10 protein-coding genes, 1 pseudogene and 1 other annotated feature are annotated in these 20,091 nt (G+C 46.3%); of the genes and pseudogenes, 6 read left to right on the forward strand and 5 right to left on the reverse strand.

The window, feature by feature from the left end:
- Positions 1-26 precede the first annotated feature (26 nt).
- Positions 27-2,117, reverse strand: coding sequence for an alpha-glucuronidase family glycosyl hydrolase (locus NSS87_RS25020; RefSeq protein WP_339243330.1), 2,091 nt, complete (start codon positions 2,115-2,117; stop codon positions 27-29).
- Positions 2,118-2,242: 125 nt separating this feature from the next.
- On the opposite strand from NSS87_RS25020, the gene NSS87_RS25025 reads away from it, so the two are divergent.
- The 5 genes from NSS87_RS25025 to NSS87_RS25045 all read left to right on the forward strand — a co-directional run bounded on the left by NSS87_RS25025 (position 2,243) and on the right by NSS87_RS25045 (position 9,348).
- Positions 2,243-3,127: a helix-turn-helix domain-containing protein gene (locus tag NSS87_RS25025; protein WP_042191291.1), complete on the forward strand. Its 885-nt coding sequence runs from the start codon at positions 2,243-2,245 to the stop codon at positions 3,125-3,127.
- Positions 3,128-3,383: 256 nt separating this feature from the next.
- Positions 3,384-4,121 carry an ABC transporter ATP-binding protein gene (locus NSS87_RS25030; protein ID WP_156113179.1) on the forward strand — a complete coding sequence of 246 codons (738 nt, stop codon included), beginning with the start codon at positions 3,384-3,386 and terminating at the stop codon, positions 4,119-4,121.
- Positions 4,118-5,173, forward strand: coding sequence for an ABC transporter permease (locus NSS87_RS25035; protein ID WP_339243331.1), 1,056 nt, complete (start codon positions 4,118-4,120; stop codon positions 5,171-5,173). Before NSS87_RS25030 ends, NSS87_RS25035 begins: the two co-directional genes overlap by 4 nt.
- 58 nt (positions 5,174-5,231) lie before the next feature.
- Entirely contained in the window at positions 5,232-5,921 is a 690-nt protein-coding gene (locus NSS87_RS25040; protein WP_081383057.1) for a TetR/AcrR family transcriptional regulator, read from the forward strand.
- An 82-nt stretch (positions 5,922-6,003) separates the two neighbouring features.
- On the forward strand, positions 6,004-9,348 hold the full coding sequence (locus NSS87_RS25045; RefSeq protein WP_339243332.1) for an SNF2 helicase associated domain-containing protein: 3,345 nt from the start codon (positions 6,004-6,006) through the stop codon (positions 9,346-9,348).
- An 80-nt stretch (positions 9,349-9,428) separates the two neighbouring features.
- On the opposite strand, the gene NSS87_RS25050 is transcribed toward NSS87_RS25045, so the two are convergent.
- The 3 genes from NSS87_RS25050 to NSS87_RS25060 all read right to left on the reverse strand — a co-directional run bounded on the left by NSS87_RS25050 (position 9,429) and on the right by NSS87_RS25060 (position 14,251).
- Entirely contained in the window at positions 9,429-10,949 is a 1,521-nt protein-coding gene (locus NSS87_RS25050; RefSeq protein WP_339243333.1) for an exosporium glycoprotein BclB-related protein, read from the reverse strand.
- A 381-nt stretch (positions 10,950-11,330) separates the two neighbouring features.
- Entirely contained in the window at positions 11,331-13,877 is a 2,547-nt protein-coding gene (locus NSS87_RS25055) for a calcium-binding protein (protein WP_339243335.1), read from the reverse strand.
- Between the two features lie 14 nt (positions 13,878-13,891).
- On the reverse strand, positions 13,892-14,251 hold the full coding sequence (locus NSS87_RS25060) for a hypothetical protein (protein WP_339243336.1): 360 nt from the start codon (positions 14,249-14,251) through the stop codon (positions 13,892-13,894).
- A gap of 282 nt (positions 14,252-14,533) precedes the next feature.
- Positions 14,534-14,750 (forward strand) — a binding site (T-box leader).
- Between the two features lie 40 nt (positions 14,751-14,790).
- Here NSS87_RS25060 and argS point away from each other — a divergent pair.
- A pseudogene (gene argS, locus NSS87_RS25065) lies at positions 14,791-16,656 on the forward strand (arginine--tRNA ligase).
- 53 nt (positions 16,657-16,709) lie between these two features.
- Here the strand turns inward: argS and NSS87_RS25070 are convergent.
- On the reverse strand, positions 16,710-20,054 hold the full coding sequence (locus NSS87_RS25070) for a cellobiose phosphorylase (RefSeq protein WP_339243337.1): 3,345 nt from the start codon (positions 20,052-20,054) through the stop codon (positions 16,710-16,712).
- Positions 20,055-20,091: the final 37 nt, after the last annotated feature.

Genomic DNA, 20,091 nt, shown 5'->3' on the forward strand with positions numbered 1-20,091 from the left:
GGACACACTCCTCCTACTGCTAATATTTAGTATATTGTACGTTGATGCTGGTCTGGGATACCGCTTTTTCGATAGAAATACGTATTGATGATATCTCTCCACTCGCGGGCATGTAGTACCTGTTCATGCAGACGGTCTGCCACCTGCCCATACCTGCTGTCGTCCATTTTCCCCTCAAGGGATTCCCACTTCTCTTTCAGCCCTGCTGCGCGATCCACGCCATCAAAATGCGTATCATAAATATGCTGGATGACCGTTTTACCAGATTTAAGAGTATGCGTATACGGTACATGATGAAAGAACAGTAATAGCTCATCTGGACAAGTAGCTACCGATTCATAAAAATCTACATTCGCTCCTTGATACTGAGCAACATATCCCGTACCCGTCTTTATTGTCCGGTCTACGCCAATCCCTTGTAAGTCTGCAAAATGATACGTTCCCCATTTCGAATATTCATATCCATCCACATTTGGACCGTAATGATGATCAGGATTGACCATCCAGCCTACCCCAAGCGGCGAAGTATAAGATTCATAGATATTCCAGGAGGTTAACAAGATCTCACGAATCGTATCTATTAACTGCTCATCCTCTGCACTGAACGTGAGCATTGTCCATTCCTTCGCGATTTGCTCTGCACTTAATTCCGGATTCCAAGCGAGACGACCGTAACCATATAGATTGGCCTGCGCTAACAAATGCCCCGTCCAGTTATGATCATTGCCAATATTTGAAACAGCAGCGAAGCCGCTATATTTATAACCGTACATGGATCCATCGACGACCCGTTTCACCGATGACTCCGAATCCGTTGCGTACGTATTAAAATCAAGAACTTCCTTCCATTGAGGGACGAGGTAGCAGACATGACGCTGTTGGCCTGTATATTCCTGCGTAATTTGGAACTCAATCATCATATTCGTATGCTCCATGGCACCGAACAGCGGAGATACGCCTTCCCGTACTTGGAAATCCATAGGACCATTCTTCACCTGTAAAATAACATTCTCCATGAACTGGCCATCCAGCGGTTTAAAGTGATCATATGCCGCTCGTGCACGATCGGTGGAGCGATCCCGCCAATCCTGTTTGCAATTGTAAACGAAGCAGCGCCAGATGACGATTCCCCCGAAAGGCAATAAAGCTTCAGCCAGCATGTTCGAACCTTCTGCATGATCACGATCATAAGTGAATGGACCTGGACGATTCTCTGAATCAGCTTTTACGAGGAAACCGCCGAAATCTGGAATCAATTTATAAATTTCTACCGCCTTTGCCTTCCACCATTGGCGTACATCAGTATCTAACGGATCAGCTGTATTCAATCCACCGATTTCGATCGGGCTAGCATAGTTAATACTTAGGAATAGCTTCACCCCGTAGGTACGGAAGATATCGGCAATCTTCGCGATGTCAGGCAGATAGCGCTCCGTAATAAACATCGTTTCAAACCGATGTACATTGACATTGTTTATAGCAATCGCATTGATTCCAATCGAAGCGAGCATTCTCGCATAATCTTCCAATCGAGCAAAGTCCTTAGTGATTTCGTTGTCTGAGTAAAATATGGACTTCCCTGCGTAACCACGTTCGATGCTTCCATCGATGTTATCCCATTGATTCATCATGCGGAGCGTATTTACCGGCTGATCCAACATATCCAACGCCTTAATCGATTGACCCGTTCCAAGCAAGCGTAGGAATGCAAATACACCGTACAGTAAACCCACGGGTGTGGAAGCACCAATTGCAATACAGTCCTTCTCCGTGTTTGTTCGAATGGCATATCCTTCTGATCCAATTGCTGTCCTTGTAGCCTCGCTAAAGGTATGCGTAATCAACGGATGATTACTATCAAACGTACCGATTGCAATACAAGCTTGTTTATCTTTATCCTGAGATTCAGCAATGGTAGCATCTATATCCAGCATTCCTTGTATGCCACGTGTTAGTTCTTGCACAGCACTTTTGATCACTGGATGATCCTGTTCGGGGATCAAAATGTTATTGCACCAAGAAGCATAGCGCTCTCTTACGGTACTCGATTGAATATAAGGATATTCGAGCCAAGCTTTATACCCTGCGTTATGTAATTCTGTCTTTTGTTCTGCCATAATTCGATGTCCTCCATTAGTGAGTAAGACTTTTTAATCTAGATGTTGCTAGCTGTGCAATGGTTCTCTTATACTTTTGTAAACGATAGGTTATCCGCATCCCTACTAATAGGAGGAACACGAATGTGACGTACCATGAGCAGCAGGACTTACAACCGTTCCATCTCTATTTTGTATATAAAAGAACAAGTACAAATACAGACGACTATCAAGGTACATTCCATGCTCATCAGGGTGTTGAAATTCTTATTGTTCATGAAGGTAAAGGGACGCTGATTATTGATCAAAATAGCTATGAAATAAAGCCAGGGATGATTTGTATTTTCCAGCCGTATCAACTGCATCATATTCAAATTGAAATTAATGAGGCGGTTCCGTTCGTGCGTTCGATCGTGCATTATGAGCCCAGCATATTTAAAGCTTATTTTGAAAAGTGGCCCATCCTACAGAGCTTTTTCAATCATATTCACAGCGGCAATTCTGCCTCACCTCGATGGTATGAACAGCAGGACCTGCAATCCCTGATAGCTCTTCTGAAGGATCTGGATAAAGCGCTTCCAACTTTGCACAAAAATGATTTCATGGAAGAGGTCTCATTGTTTCTCATCACGTTCCTACGTACTTTAAAGCCGCTTTGGGATACACAGCAGAAGCCGGCCTCCATGGAACAATTGCTTCGTAAACCACATCAGGCAGAACGTATTATGGAATGGCTGCAGTTGCATTACAAGGAACCTTTGCGGCTTGATCAAATGAGCAAGGCTCTGCATCTTTCACCCCATCATTTATCCCACTTGTTCAAGGAATGTACAGGCAGCAGTATTTCCGATTATTTAACGGTCAAAAGAATGCAGGAAGCCGTTCATCTTCTGACTTCAAGCAAATACACAGTTGCACACATCGCCGAGGAAGTGGGGATCACAAATTGCTCTCATTTTTGCAAATTGTTCAAAACCCATTTCGGCACAACGCCTAATCAATTTCGGAAGCAATGGCATTTGCATCATTGAGTTGTCGAACATCCCAGCTGGATTCCTTATTAACATCATATCAAGTTGATTCGTGAGCAGGTATTCGCATCTTGTGCAAAAATGCCGCTACTTTGCGATTTACACCTAATTGTAAGTTAGTTTCAAGTAGCGGAAATCTAGCACTTTACATTTACTGGATTCCGGAGCACAATAATGAGTGAGCGCTCACTCATTATTGTTGTGCAGAGCACTCAGTCACACCACACTGTATCCCAGACTATTCAGAATCGAGGAGATGAATATGGGTTCGGAAGTTCCAGTCATTTCAGTGAGCCATGTTAGTAAAGCCTTTGGAGACAAACAGGTGCTCGAAGATATTTCACTTCAAGTGGAGCGTGCGGAAACCTTCGGCATATTAGGGCCCTCTGGCTCCGGAAAAACAACGCTAGTAAAGCTGCTTACAGGTATCGATGAGGTGACCTCAGGTGAGGTAAAGGTGCTTGGTGTCACCATGCCTAAGTTATCCATGCTGCAGCAAATTGGATACATGGCTCAATCTGATGCCCTATATACGGAACTCAGCGCAAAAGAAAATCTGGAGTTCTTCGCTGCGCTATATGGACTAAAAGGTGCGGAGCGCGGAAAACGCATCAAAGCTGTTATGGAACTAGTAGATCTTCAGGAGCATCTGCGCAAAAGAGTAGATCAATACTCTGGCGGAATGAAACGCCGCCTATCCCTGGCGATTGCGCTGCTCCATGAGCCTCCGCTACTTCTTCTTGATGAACCAACAGTTGGTATCGATCCTGTACTCCGACTATCCATCTGGAAAGAACTAAAAGCTCTGAACGAGAAAGGTACCACGATTGTACTCACTACGCATGTCATGGATGAAGCTGAGAAATGTGATCGCCTTGGAATGATCCGTGATGGCAAACTGCTTGCCGCCGACACACCTGCCGGATTGCTTGAAGCCACTGGCTCAGCTTCTATTGAAGAAGCCTTTCTATATTATGGAGGTGTCCGTTCATGAGAATTCGAGCGATCACCTTACGGATTTTGCGACAATTTATTCATGATAAAAGAACGATGGCCTTAATGTTCATTGCACCGCTTATCGTTCTAAGTTTAATGAGCTTGGTATTCAACGGGGACGCCTATGAGCCAAAAATCGGAGTATCCGGTGTGCCACTAAATATCTCAGCTGCGTTAAAAGAAGAAAATACCACAATTAAAGAGTATGCCAGCGAAGAGCTAGGGAAAAGTGCTCTAGTAGAAGGAAAGATTGACGCTTTAATCACTTTGGACGGAAACGTTGGGAATTCAGGAGTCATCCCTCAAGTGTTGTTAGAGGGTAGCAATCCTACAGCCAACAAGGCAGTAATTATGACGCTTCAAAAGCTTTCTCAGAAGCTTCTTCCAAGTACAGAGAAACAGCTGCAATTACAGCCCCAGATCAGCTACTTATACGGTTCTGAGAATATGAAGACGATTGACCGCTTCGGTCCGATTATGATTGGCGTATTTGTTTTCTTTTTCGTATTCCTGATTGCCGGTGTTTCTTTCCTGCGAGAGCGGACTACAGGCACCCTTGAACGTTTACTTTCTACTCCTTTAAAAAGATGGGAGATTGTACTCGGGTATGTATGTGGCTTCGGCATTTTTACCGTATTTCAAGCGCTGTTGATCTCGTGGTTTTCCATTCAGATTCTTGGCATTATGATGACGGGAAGCTTTGGTTACGTAATGCTGATCACCTTACTCCTGTCAATGACAGCTTTGACGCTGGGCACGCTACTATCTGCTTTTGCAGCCAACGAGCTACAGATGATTCAGTTCATCCCGCTTATTATCGTGCCACAAGTTTTCCTCAGCGGACTGTTCCCACTCGACACCCTACCGCTATGGCTACAGCGCATCGGCTACGCAACCCCAATTTATTATGGATCAGAAGCGCTTATGAACATCATGATCCGTGGCAAAGGATGGAATTCCATCGCTCTGGATGTCTATGTGCTGATCGGGTTTTCACTATTATTCATGGTGCTGAATGTATTGGCACTGCGCAAACACCGGAAAATGTAGCCTCACTAAGAACTTTCATCGGTTGAACGGAATGAACCAAGTTTGGAGGATAATTGTAATGAAAGAATATGATTCTACGGAACAAAATATAGAAGAGCAGTGGATTGAAGAGCTGCTGGCCATAAGTGAAGAGGATAAACTGACACCGAAGCAGATTTCCATTTTGCATGCGGCGATTGAGGTGTTTTCCGAAAAAGGTTACGCTGCTGCTGCGACTAGTGAAATTGCTCAAAAGGCAGGCGTAGCAGAGGGGACGATTTTCCGATATTACAAAACCAAAAAAGATTTACTGCTCTCCATCATTGGCCCCACCATGAGTCGTATGCTCGCTCCTTTTGTACTGCGGAATTTCAACGGGGTACTCGATGTTCCATATGACAGCTTTGAAGAATTCCTACGGTCATTTATCGTCAATCGTCTGGAGTTCGCCCGTAGAAATTTTAAAATGCTAAAGATTCTGATACAGGAGATTCCTTTCCAACCGTTGCTCAGAGAACAGTTCGCAGAAAATATTCTAAGCAAGGTGCTGGAGCGCGTCATCGAAATTGTTGAACACTTCAAGGCAAAAGGTGAAGTCATTGAATTACCCACACCCGCTATTCTACGTTTCACTATTTCATCCATTGGTGGGTATCTGCTTAATCGCCTGCTGCTACAACCGGAGAAGGACTGGAACGATGAGGAAGAGATTGACCTGACGATCCGTTTTATTATGCACGGGATTAGTGGAGTAGCAGCCCCTATTTGATGCGCACGCCCGTTCTGTTATCATAAGGACTATATAATAATCGGACTTTTCGAAGAACAAGTTACGAGGAAGGAATTATGTTATGGGCTTTAGTGTGACAGAACGGGTAATTAAGCTGCTGTGCGGCAAGTCTATTTTTGAAAAAGGATTAGCTTATTACCAGTCAGGAAGCGTCGATATAATAGATGTTGAAGAACGTAATGAATCCATCCCAGATCTTCCCCGCTCTCGTTATGAAGCGCTCGTTCAAGGGGGCATTGGCTACGAAGTCATGGTTGTCATCGATATCGACGGTGATGTCACGGCAGAATGTACTTGTCCTGCTTACACGCATGGAGGGCCTTTCTGCAAACATATCGCAGCCGTACTGATCAGCATTGATGCCCTTGAAACTGCTGGAGAACGGCCAGACCGTATCGGAACTTCCAGCCATTCTACTATTGAAGATACTGGAGTCTTAACCCCACGTAATGTTACGGATTCTACGCGAGACATGGGAGGAAGGTCCAGAGACCAGCATCTTGTGAGCAGCCTGCTAGGCATGTTCAGTAACCATAAGCCGCGTCCGAGCGGTACTGGGGCTTTTGTAGATAATAGGATCCCTTTAAATGTCGAGTTCATCTGCAAGCCATTCACTTACAGCTATAGCACTACCATGCTGGGAATAGAAATGAAAATCGGCTCGAAACGACTATATGTCGTTCATAGAATAAGAGGTTTTCTGGAACGTGTACATCGTGGAGAAACCTTCGAATTCTCGAAGCATTTCGTCTATGACCCTTCCATTCACAGCTTTCGGAAGGAAGATAACATCGTTCTTCAGAAGCTAATTGAAATTGTCTTAAATGAAAAAATGTATCGCGATAACGTCACTAACTACTCTCCATATGGTGGCAACCTGGGGGGAGATCGCCTGCTGGCTATCCCTCCTTTTTTCTGGGAGACGCTTCAGCCCGCACTTTCAGAGGTTCAGTCGGTATATCTGCAACAAGAAGAGGTGTTGTACGAAGGCATTCATATGTCTAATGAAGCACCGCCCCTTAGCTTTGCGTTCGAGCAAGCCGAAGGTGAAGGCTACCATCTGGATATTCAAGGACTGGAGCAGATCTCAGTTCTGGAAGATTACGGACTCGTGCTGTCTGAAGGTAAGCTGTTGAAGCTAACTGCTCAGGAATGCATGCGCCTATCTGAGATGAAGAAAATGCTGGAATCCTCTCGTCGAGATGGCATCGACATTGCCCCCGAACAAATGGAGCCTTTTATGGACAAGGTTATTCCTGGTTTGAAAAAACTGGGAAACGTGCATATTGCCGAATCTATTGCTGATCGAATTGTGCAACATAAGCTTATAGCGAGGCTCTATCTGGACCGTGTGCGTGATCGACTGCTCGCCGGGCTAGAGTTTCAGTATGGCGACATTATCATCAATCCTTTGGATGAAAAAGCCCATGTTCGCGGTACGGACTTGATTCTTATACGCGACGGTGAAGGAGAGGCCCGAATTCTGGAGCTGATGGAGCATGAATCCTTCGCCAAAACCGAAGGCGGGTATATTATGACGGATGAGGACGGTGAGTACGATTTTTTATACCACACGATTCCGTTGCTTGAGCCACTACTAACGGTCTATGCGACCACCGCTGTTAAAGAGAGACTGTTCACGGGAACCACGCCACCAAAAGTGAGTATTAGTTGGAATGAGAAAACCGACTGGCTTGATTTTAAATTCGACATGGGTGGTATTCCAGAATCTGAGATTGTGATGGTCTTAAAATCACTTCAGGATAAACGTAAATACTACCGATTGCCCGAAGGGGCACTGCTACCTCTGGAGAGCGAGGAGCTCCAAGAAATCATCACCTTTATGAACGAGATGGGCATTCGAGAAGGTGAGATTAAAGGTGCGCAATTTTCTTTACCAGTCGTTCGTGGGTTACACTTAACCTCTTCCGATTCTCAAAGTGACTCAGTCAAGCTAAGCAGATCCTTTAAAAGATTACTTGCGAATATGCACAATCCTGAGAACCTTGATTTCCCTATACCAGATAGTCTGGCTCCTGTGCTCCGGGATTATCAACAGTATGGATTTCAGTGGCTGAAGACGCTGGCCCATTACCGTTTCGGGGGGATTTTAGCGGATGATATGGGTCTTGGCAAAACGCTGCAAAGTATCGCTTTTCTGCTCTCTGAGCTTCCGGATATTCGTCAGAGTGGTCTGCCCGCTCTTATTGTCGCTCCTGCCTCTCTCACCTACAACTGGCATAATGAGCTTAAAAAATTCACGCCTGAGATTAAGGCTGTTATTGCAGATGGAAGCTTAACGGAACGCGGTCGAATTTTAAAAAATGCAGCGAAGGCGGATGTAATTATCACCTCTTACCCGCTGCTTCGAAGAGATGTTCAGTTGTATGCTAAGAAATCTTTTCACACCCTGATTCTCGATGAAGCGCAAACCATAAAGAACCATACGACGCAGACCGCTCAAGCAGTTATGGCTCTTCAAGCCCGGCATCGTTTTGCACTTACTGGGACTCCTGTTGAGAATGCGCTAGAAGATCTATGGTCCATCTTCGGTACTGTGTTTCCCGGGTTGTTTCCAGGTAAGAAGGCTTTTCACGATTTGCCGAGGGAAACAATCGCTAAACGGGCACGTCCTTTTTTGCTGCGGCGCTTAAAGAGTGATGTGTTAAAAGAATTGCCTGAGAAAATCGAATCACTCCAAGCCTGTGAGCTGTTCCCTGAGCAGAAGAAGTTATATGTCGCTTATCTCGCCCGTTTGAAAAAAGAGGCGCTTAAGCATCTGACCCAGGATAGCTTCGGTAATAATAATCGGATTAAAATCCTTGCTGGTCTCACCCGTCTGCGCCAGCTATGCTGTCACCCGGCTCTATTTGTGGATGGGTATGAAGGAAGCTCTGCCAAGTTCGAGCAGCTGTTTGAAATCATAGAGGAATGCCGCAGTTCAGGTAAACGAATGCTAGTATTCTCCCAGTTCACAGAAATGCTCGGTTTGATTGGACGTGAACTCGGCTATCAAGGTATTCCATATTTTTACCTAGACGGTCAAACGCCTGTGTCTCAGCGCGTAGATTTATGTAATCAATTTAATGAAGGAGAGCGGGATATTTTCCTGATCTCCTTAAAAGCTGGCGGAACCGGACTCAATTTAACAGGGGCAGACACTGTCATTCTATACGATCTATGGTGGAACCCTGCCGTCGAACAGCAAGCTGCAGATCGGGCTCACCGAATCGGACAGAAAAAAGTAGTGCAAGTGATCAGACTCGTCACCCAAGGCACTGTGGAGGACAAGATGTATGAGCTGCAACAGAAGAAAAGGAACTTAATCGATGAAGTGATCCAGCCAGGTCAGGAAGGGTTATCTACCCTTACAGAACAAGACATCCGAGAAATTCTGATGATCTAGGTGTAATGATGTTTGGAGAAAAATAGGGATATCCTTCAGCCAAATGGCTTTTGGGATATCCCTTTTTCAAATTCATCGTATTAAGTGATTGTAACTCCTGCACTAGCGTATCCAGCAATGGTTGTCGCAACGTCGACTCCGGCCGTTACTGTTGAAGTGAAGACCAACAGCAACCGCTCTCCAGTGGTTACAGGAATGCTCAAGCCTGTAGTAATACCACTGCTAATTGTGCCAAGTGAAAGGACACCTGTAAATGGAGGATTTAATGTGACTACAGCACCAGGGACTGCAGCAAAGGTATTGTTAGGTGTAGAAGAACTGAATAATTGAGCAGTGATTGTTACTGTAGAACCTAATAAGCTAAGCGCTGCTGTTGTGCTGAAATAGGCCGCCAAAGAGGTAATTGTTCCGGTGCGTGGAACTGAGAATGCAAAGTTCAGCAAGGTTCCAGCCGCTCCGGTGAGATCTATCGTACCGCCAGCAGCACTAATATTCGTCGCACTACTTCCGAATCCTACGATACTTGAAGTATTCAGCAAGCCTCCTAATACAGTTGTCATAGCTACAGGAAGACCAGAAGCATAAGGAATGATTGCACCTGAACCAGCAGGTCCCGTTGCTCCGGTTGTTCCTGTCACTCCAGTCGCTCCAGTTGCGCCTCCACTTCCCGTTGCTCCAGTTACACCTGCGCTTCCTGTTGCTCCAGTTACACCTGCGCTTCCTGTCGCTCCTGTTGCACCTGCACTTCCTGTTGCTCCAGTCACGCCTGCACTTCCTGTTGCTCCAGTTACACCTGCGCTTCCTGTCGCTCCTGTTACACCTGCGCTTCCCGTTGCTCCTGTTGCACCTGCACTTCCCGTTGCTCCTGTTACACCTGCGCTTCCTGTTGCTCCAGTTACACCTGCGCTTCCTGTCGCTCCTGTTACACCTGCGCTTCCCGTTGCTCCGGTAACTCCTGCGCTTCCTGTCGCTCCTGTTGCACCTGCACTTCCTGTTGCTCCTGTTACACCTGCGCTTCCTGTCGCTCCTGTTACACCTGCGCTTCCCGTTGCTCCGGTAACTCCTGCGCTTCCTGTCGCTCCTGTTGCACCTGCACTTCCCGTTGCTCCTGTTGCACCTGCGCTTCCCGTTGCTCCTGTTGCACCTGCGCTTCCCGTTGCTCCTGTTGCACCTGTACTTCCTGTCGCTCCGGTATCTCCGGTGGCTCCAGTGGCTCCGGTGGCTCCAGTGGCTCCTGAATAACCTATATTTTCACCATACAATTCAGAGTAGACAAGCCGATGAGCAGTCACTAATTGACCTGTGCTGCTTTTTCCCCAAACTGAGACTTGAATTGGATCGTCTATCAAAGTTGGTGTTGTAAATGAAAATTCGAATGAATCAAAATTTGCATAATAATCATTTGTTAGTACTTCATTAGGTCCCACAGTATGAAGTTCACTAACATATAGTGTTCTTGTACCGTTCATATAATATCCTTCGACTTGAATCAACGACGCAGTGACATCACTCTGATTAACAAGTTTAATAGTAACAAGCTGAGTGGGTCTTTCACCGCTTACCAGATTGTTTTCTATAGGTCCAGTAGATAAATAACTCAAGTTATCAACTCCTTTTATTTTTAAATAGATTGCCTGCAAAAAATTCTAAATAGTAGCGTTACTATAATCATTCCTCCGATCTACTCTAAATTCGCTAACAATGAGCCTATTATATTTTTCAGTTGGAAATTTTCGGCTCTTTATAGTAATATTCTTTTCTCTTTTTAATGTGTGGACATCTATCAAAAGCTACTACTATACATATTGAGTGCTATTGGAAAAATCTATAAATCTATCAATATTCAATAGATTGTAACTCTTAGGAGCATTATTCTGTTCTGCCCAAAACTTGTCCCGTTAACAAAATAGAGGATAGCTCAGGAAGCCATCCTTACGGCTACTGTGCATCCTCTATTTTCACAATCAAACTCAGAGATAAATTTACGTCAATTCATGAACAGACCAAACTATACCCGAAGTATTGGCACCGCCCAGATTCAAAGGAACCGTCAAGCCATTAGAAACATAGAACAAACCAATAACATCACCTGCTGTTAGTGCAAATTCTCCAACCAGCGTTACAGTCCCGCTTCCCAAAATAGCTCTCAAATCTAGAATAAGCGCAACATTCACATCCAACACAGGGAATAATCCACTTACCAGATTTGTTGAAGTAGGAGAAGTTCTCTGAACTACGAAAGCTGGATTAACCCCACTACCAAGACTAATTGAGATTGAGGCAGTTGTGGAATAGTTAATGGTCGCTTCAATAGAATATCTACCCGTTGTCGGAACTGTGTAATTACCCGTAACAGGGTTAAAGGAAGGATCAGAATAGAAAGGAGAAGCCACAGACCATCCAGTCAGTTGGGAAGAAGTAGAAACTGACAAAGCTGATAGGAACGCTGAGAATCCCTCAGCTTGAATATTCGGCCCTGTTGCTCCAGTCACACCAGTTATTCCTGTTACTCCCGTTACACCAGTCGCTCCGGTTGCTCCAGTTACTCCAGTTGCCCCCGTTGCTCCAGTCACACCTGCCGCTCCTGTTGCTCCAGTCACACCTGCCGCTCCTGTTGCTCCAGTTACACCTGCCACTCCTGTTGCCCCAGTCGCTCCAGCTGCCCCTGTTGCTCCAGTCACTCCGTCCGCTCCCGTTGCTCCAGTCACCCCGTCGGCTCCCGTTGCTCCAGTCGCTCCAACTGCTCCCGTTGCTCCGGTCACTCCATCGGCTCCTGTTGCTCCGGTCACTCCAGCTGCCCCTGTTGCTCCAGTCACACCTGCCGCTCCTGTTGCTCCAGTTACACCTGCCGCTCCCGTCGCTCCAGTCACCCCGTCGGCTCCTGTTGCACCAGTCGCTCCAACTGCTCCCGTTGCCCCTGTCACTCCAGCTGCCCCTGTTGCTCCAGTCACTCCGTCGGCTCCCGTTGCTCCAGTTACACCTGCCGCTCCTGTTGCTCCAGTCACTCCAGCTGCCCCTGTTGCTCCAGTGGCTCCATCCGCTCCCGTTGCTCCAGTTACACCTGCCGCTCCTGTTGCTCCAGTCACTCCAGCTGCTCCCGTTGCCCCAGTCACTCCAGTTACACCTGCCGCTCCTGTTGCTCCAGTCACTCCAACTGCTCCAGTTGCTCCAGTGGCTCCATCCGCTCCAGTTGCTCCAGTTACACCTGCCGCTCCTGTTGCTCCATCCGCTCCTGTTGCTCCGGTCACTCCATCCGCTCCAGTCGCTCCGGTCACTCCGTCCGCTCCCGTTGCTCCTGTCACTCCATCTGCTCCTGTTGCTCCAGTCACTCCATCTGCTCCTGTTGCTCCAGTCACTCCGTCCGCTCCTGTTGCTCCGGTCACTCCATCCGCTCCCGTTGCTCCCGTTGCTCCAATCACTCCGTCCGCTCCAGTTGCTCCAGTCACTCCGTCCGCTCCTGTTGCTCCGGTCACTCCATCCGCTCCAGTCGCTCCGGTCACTCCGTCCGCTCCCGTTGCTCCTGTCACTCCATCTGCTCCTGTTGCTCCAGTCACTCCATCTGCTCCTGTTGCTCCAGTCACTCCGTCCGCTCCTGTTGCTCCGGTCACTCCATCCGCTCCCGTTGCTCCCGTTGCTCCAATCACTCCGTCCGCTCCCGTTGCTCCGGTCACTCCGTCCGCTCCCGTTGCTCCAGTCACTCCATCTGCTCCTGTTGCTCCAGTCACTCCATCTGCTCCTGTTGCTCCGGTCACTCCGTCCGCTCCCGTTGCTCCTGTCACTCCATCCGCTCCCGTTGCTCCCGTTGCTCCGGTCACTCCGTCCGCTCCCGTTGCTCCAGTCACTCCATCTGCTCCTGTTGCTCCTGTTGCCCCTGTCACTCCGTCGGCTCCTGTTGCCCCTGTCGCTCCGTCCGCTCCCGTTGCTCCTGTCGCTCCTCCGGCTGCCCCTGTTGCGCCAGTCACTCCGGCTGCGCCAGTTGCACCAGTCGCTCCGTCGGCTCCAGTTGCTCCTGTCGCTCCAGTCGCCCCGTCTGCTCCGTCGGCCCCTGTTGCACCAGTCGCTCCGTCGGCTCCAGTTGCTCCAGTCGCTCCGTCGGCCCCAGTTGCTCCAGTCGCTCCATCCGCACCCGTTGCCCCTGTTGCTCCATTTGCCCCTGTAGCACCAGTTGCCCCTACCGTTGCTCCAAGTAATTCAGCATGGACAAGTCGGTGAGCAGTCACAATTTGACCTACACTATTTTTTCCCCAGACTGAAATTTGAATAGGATCATCTACCAGGCTTAAAGTCGTAAAAATAAATTCAAACGCATCAAAATCCGCATAATAGTCCTTTGTTATAACTTGATCAGGCATAACGTTAACAAGCTCACTAACATATAAAGTTCTTGTCCCATCCATATAATATCCTTGGACGAGAACTGTAGAAGAAACAACATCGCTTCGGTTATCGATTTTGATCGTAACATGTTGAGTAGGTCGTATACCTCCCACCATGGTATTATCTATCGGCCCGGTAGATAAATAACTCAATTTTCAACACTCCTTTAGATTATTGCTGTATGTTTTTCCCACGCTACTATACGATGAGAATCTACCATTTCTCCCGAAGCCTGTTTTCCCCAGACTGAGATCCCTATCTCTGCTTCAACTTCTTCTAATGTTACAAACTCAAATTCAAATGCGTCTAAATCAGCAAAATAGTTCCTAGTTAGAACTTGGTTAGGTGCGAGACTTACCATTTCATTCACATACATCGTTCTTGACCCATTTAGTAAGAAGCCTTGAATGACGAGATTATAAGAATTAAGAGAATCACGATTAACTACTTTTACCGTTACTATTTGCGTCTGTCTGATCCCCAGAATTGGACTATTATCTATAGGTCCAGTTGAAAATAAAGCCATCTTTATTCACTCCTCCCTTCCACCAGCAGTTTGAAAGATTAAAAACTACAACACTAGTAACATGGTTCATAACTAATAGCTCTATATAGTAATATTCTGTATTTAAAATTAATGTGTGGACATTTAAGCAAAGGAATTGCCACCCGAAAAAAAGGCAACCTTCTATTCTTTGAATTTGTAATCTACTAATCGGACAATCTAAAACTCAAGCATCTTCTAGACTTTACTGAGCAACACCCTATTGCTTTTTTCGAAATATTCGTTATACTGATAAAAATTATTCAAGCATCGATGAGCGGGAGAGTAGTTAACGTGTTCTAGTCCACAGCGAGCCGGGTAAGTGCAAGCCGGTACAGATCACCTAATGAAGCGCACCCGTGAGATGGACTTCTGAACCTAAGTAGGAAGTCCCGGCTGAAGACCGTTATCCTGTAAGGTGGCTAAAGATCTGTTTAGCAACGAGAGTGGTACCGCGAGCGCTAAAGCCCTCGTCTCTTTTGAGACGAGGGCTTTTTTGTATTTTCAAAGGAGGGTATAAAATGTTAAGTCAAATCATCAAACACAGCATTGAACAAAGTGTAAAAAAAGTATTCCACACCTTAGAAGTTGCCTACCCAAACGATGTTGCAATTCTGATCGAACAGCCAGCTAATCTAGAGCATGGTGATTATTCCTGCAATATTGCTATGCAGCTAGCCAAACTCCTGCGTAAATCCCCTCTCGTCATAGCAGAGTTAGTAAAAGCAGAAATTAAATTACAAGAGAGATACACGGGTCTTTTACAAAAAGTCGAAGTAGCTGCTCCTGGATTTATTAATTTGTATATGGATTGGCAGGTGTGGGCTAAACATTCCTTTAATCTGCCTGACAGCACAAGGGAAAAGGTCATCATAGAGCACACTTCAATCAATCCAAATAAAGCTGCTCATGTAGGTCATCTGAGAAATGCTTGCATCGGCGATGCGCTGGTCAGAATCATGAAAAGAACCGGACATACCGTAGAGGTCCATAACTACGTGGATGATCTGGGCAACCAGCTGGCAGATACAGTCGTTGGTTTATTAAATGTACCTTTAGAAGGGGAACATCAACGCTTCGGTGATTATTGCTGGGATCTATATGCCAAAGTGAACAAAGAATATGCACGGAATCCAGAGATCACTCACAAGCGCACGGATATGCTGCATGCCCTTGAACAGGGTGATGGTAATGAGGCGTGGCTGGGCAACTTAGTCGCTGAACGTATTGTGAGAGAACATGTAGCGGAAATGAAGCGTTTTGGTATTCACTATGACCTGCTGGTGTGGGAGAGCAATATTTTAAAAGAGGGATTCTGGACAGCCGCATCTGAGCTATTGAAGCAAACGGCAGTTTTTGTACAGGAGACTGAAGGCAAACTTGCGGGCTGCTGGGTGCTAAAGCAAGGGACAGAGGTTAGCAGTGGAGCGGAGTCAGAGGATCATCAGATGGATAAGGTGCTTGTTCGTTCGAATGGGATTTTGACGTATACAGCCAAAGACATTGCTTATCATCTCTGGAAATTCGGTCTACTATCCAAAGATTTCACCTACAGTGAATTCTCGTCTGGTTTATGGACCACAGGTTTAACTGGAACCCATGAGCCTTATGGACATGCCGACCGTGTTATTAACGTGATCGATTATAGACAGGAATATCCGCAACAAATGGTTAAGCAGGCTTTAGGAGCACTAGGATATAACGAGCAGGCTGAGAAGCTCCATCATGTAAGTTATGGCGTTGTTTCTCTTAGTCCGGCCTCTGCTGCTGAGCTGGGGATAGATACTTCAGAAGGAAAATCTTCTTATGCCATGTCCGGGCGCCAATGAATCGGCGTTAAGGTGAGCGATTTAGTAAAGCTTATGGAACAGAACATAGAACATTCGCGCTCTGATAAAGAGGGTCTTTCCAGCCATATCATTGCAGCTGCTGCTATTCGTTATTATCTGCTGCGGTTTAACCTGGGAACGGAAATCGTGTTTGATTTCAAACAGGCTACCGAAATATCCGGTAATACCGGGGTTTATCTGATGTACACCTATGCCCGTGCCAGCAGTGTTTTGAGCAAATCTACAATCCCATTCAGCACAGATGCCTCAAAGCTTCAATTTCCACTCGAAATGGAAAAAGCAGAGCTCGCTTTGCTGAGACAGCTTAGCCTCTGGCAGGAGACATTGTATTCTGCCAGCATAGAATTGACGCCGAATATACTCTGCACATACGCGCATACCTTAGCCACACTTTTCAATAACTTCTATTCTATATGTCCGATTTTAAAAGGTGCGGAGGCTACCATCGCGTTCCGCCTCTGGCTCACTTCGAGATTTAAGGACACTTTAGGTGAAGTGCTAGAGGTGCTTGGGTTACCGACACCGAGCCGTATGTAGTAAAAAAAGGGCAATCTCCACGCTTATCGCGGAGATTGCCCTTTTTTATTATCTTACTTATAAATGTCTATCACATTTCCAGCTTCTACGCAGAGACGATCAAAGTCCTCACGTTTGATACGGATACCACCACTACGGTAGCGATTAAGCGTACCTTCGGCTTGAACTTCTGTACCGTTAACAGTAATCCGACTGTTATCAGAGCCCGTAAGGTGATAAATAAAGTCTACCTTAGTGCCTGCATATTCAAAGCTAAAGCGCATTCCGTCCAGCGACTCCGGCAGAATTGGATCGACGATTAAATCTCCGCCTTCCGTACGGATCCCCAGTGCATTCGAGATCAACTGGTTCATGTAGATCCCAGGACCGCTTGAATAGATTCTCCAGCCACCTTTAACCGCTACGTCACCATTACGCAGTTTATCGAAATTCTCCTGTGCCTCGTAACGGGTGTTAAATTTACCATCCGAGCTACTGAAATAAGAGTTAGCCTGACGTAGTTCAGCGTTTGGCACCACGTCGCGGATTCCGATCGGATTGATCGCCGCTAGGCCATTCCAAACCTGATCGGTTTTCCCTAGCTTAGCCATAGCTTCTACATAACGGATGTGTGCATGTACATATTGAAGTCCAATTTCCCGACCAAAGTTAGAAGCTTGCTCCGCACGTTTGAAATGGGTGCTTACGCCGCCAACATATTGAGCTGGACGGTTCATCAAACGAACGCCATCTGGACAGAACAGTTTATCTTGGATTACTTCATAGTGGGCTTCGGCTTGTTCTGGTGTAAGCAGCTCACTGATCATACTGCGCGTCATTGGCAGCAGACGGTATTGGATCCCTGTTTCCGTATCACTTGGATGTACCATAAGCTTCACTTGCTCTGGGTCCTCCATATACAAGAAGCCTGGAATTACCTCAGATTGAAGCATATGTGTGTTGAAATCCTCACGGATTCCCTCCACCATCGCTTTCAACTCTTCCGAACCTGCTGGATCAACTTTATGAAGCACTTCTGAGAACTGATTCAATGTCTGATAGGTAAGCGCCACTGTCCAGCTGCTAACCATGTACTGCTTCAGCTGTGGATTAGCCGGTTGGAGTGTATCATCCCAGTCACCATCACCGTAAGAAGACAAATGCGTGTCATGCAGGAAGTGATTCTTAATATAAGCAACTTCCTTCCGTGCATGATCCAGCAGCGTCGCTTTTTCCTCTGTAAAATCAAAGCTATGCTTACGAGTATAAGGCACAGTCGCTTGCAAAATACTGTAGTCTTGCGTTACCGCCAAATAGTCTCCAAGCACTTTGAGTGGCCATACAATAATATCTCCGTGGCTCTCCTCTTGCTGAATCTTCGTATATTTATCAAACATGAACCACTGTGGCCAGTTACCATCATCTTCATATTGATGAGCATACAGGGTCAGCAATATTTCGCGAACCTGATCGTATTTTTGCGTAGCCATGAAGTATTCCACTGGTCCCTGACACACGTCACGGGTTCCCCAAGCAGCGCCGCCGTATTGTTCCAATCCGTGAGGGACTGAATAATGGACGAGCATATTATGTGTATACCACCAAGCTAGAGCATTTACCTTAAACAACTCACCTTCGGACCCATCACCTAACGTCAAGCGGAAGCCATTCATAACCCCGCTGTAGAACTCGCGGTATGCGGAAATCTCCTCTTCGGCTGTACGGCTGCTCGATTGAATCTCCTTACCATCCAGAAGACCTTGAATGTTCAATGTCCATTCACTGCTCTCCGACAGTTCCAGAATAGCTAGCGGCGCATCTGACTGGTCAGCATGAGAGACGAGCCTACCTTCATTTTGAAGAGTGAAATCCGCTCCCTGTACCTGGAATTTATATTGCAGATCAGGATATTCTCCTGCACTTAGTGCACTTCTATCAGCCGAGAAGGTTACGGTTCCCTCTTCTTGTTTGAATTGATATGGAAGCTCGTATTCGTTAACGTTCATAGTGATTTGATTAGTGACTAGATAGCGATAAGCTTTTCCACTTTCCGTACGCACATTCAGGAATATCTCCGGAGAATCTGCAGTAGTGTAGTTCGTAATAATAAAGCATTCGCCATCTGTTCTGTAATACCAACGGGCATAGTTGAAACCAACCTCGAACAATGAAGGCATGGTCAAGAGGCGATATTCGCCATTCCACTGTACATAGATTCTTTGTCCCGAAGCCTTTGGAATGTTAAGTGCATTTCTGGCATTGGTCATGAGCTTGTTGAAATTGGTATTGCCAATAACGATTTGTGAGTTAAATATTCCGTACATATAGGAAGTCGTAGTGATGACCTTATCGTTAAGTCGGGCATTATCCCCACTCATTAGAATATGACCATGAGGACGCTCTACCTTAAGTTCCTTCTCTTTCAATACAACATGCTCATAATTTTCCGTGAAGAAAGACAGAAGCTGGTCTCCCTCTTTTTCCTCTTGATAGCGAACCGGGAACAAGGCTTCGATCTCTTCGCTCGTCAGAGAATTTGCAGCTAGTGGTGCTCCCAGCTCTTTCGTCAAGAAAGAACGCTCGAGCGGTGCTTCAGCTTCTAAAGGCAACTCTTTTACCGTTTCCCAAGCCGCAGTAACATCCTTCGTGAATTCTAACGAGGTAATCGCTTCTGGATGATCTTGCTTGAACAATCCATAAAATACAAACCGGGCTTCCCCACTCAGCTTCACCCGCTCCGATTGCAGCGCAGTATAAGCGAATTCATATTGATAGATTTCATTACTTAATTGCTCACGTCTCAGGCTTTCTGGTTGATTGGTCTCTTTATAAGACAATCCAAAGAATTGGAAACCATCTGTTGAGAAGCTTGCTGCCTTAGTGATTGCACCCTGTTGTAGGTATGGAAATTTGCCACCTTGCGGCTGATTCTGTCTGGAACATACTACATATCCCTTTGACTGATCCTCGAATACGGCGTGGTCAATATACTGTGACAGATAGGCTTCATTACTGCGAACAGCACCGATATCGGCAATACCCACATCTTGTCCGTACACGAGATCCACATCTGCATCTTGCCCTTTAAGCTTCACGTCCCAGAACCAAGCGCCTTGAGCCGTCGGAGTAAAAATAACCTGATACTCGATATTTTCCGCAGTACCTTCCCAAACCAAGCGGTTCCCAGCCTTACGTACAGTGCTTGAAGAATGAATGCCCAGCAAAGGAACAGCTTGAATGCTTCCATTACTATGAATACGTAAATATAGATTGGATAAGGAGCCATCCACAATATTAGGCAGCAATTGATTGATCATTGTCCGTTCATGGAGAACTTGGAACAAGTCCCCGCTGTTTGTAAAAGTGAATGATAAGTCTCCAGCGTTTAAATGGATGTTAGAATTCATATTAGTAGTCATATTCTTGCACTCCTCTATTACGACAACCTGTGTCGTA

Origin of the sequence: Paenibacillus sp. FSL F4-0243 (assembly GCF_037963295.1) — a bacterium.
Lineage (GTDB): Bacteria > Bacillota > Bacilli > Paenibacillales > Paenibacillaceae > Paenibacillus_AQ.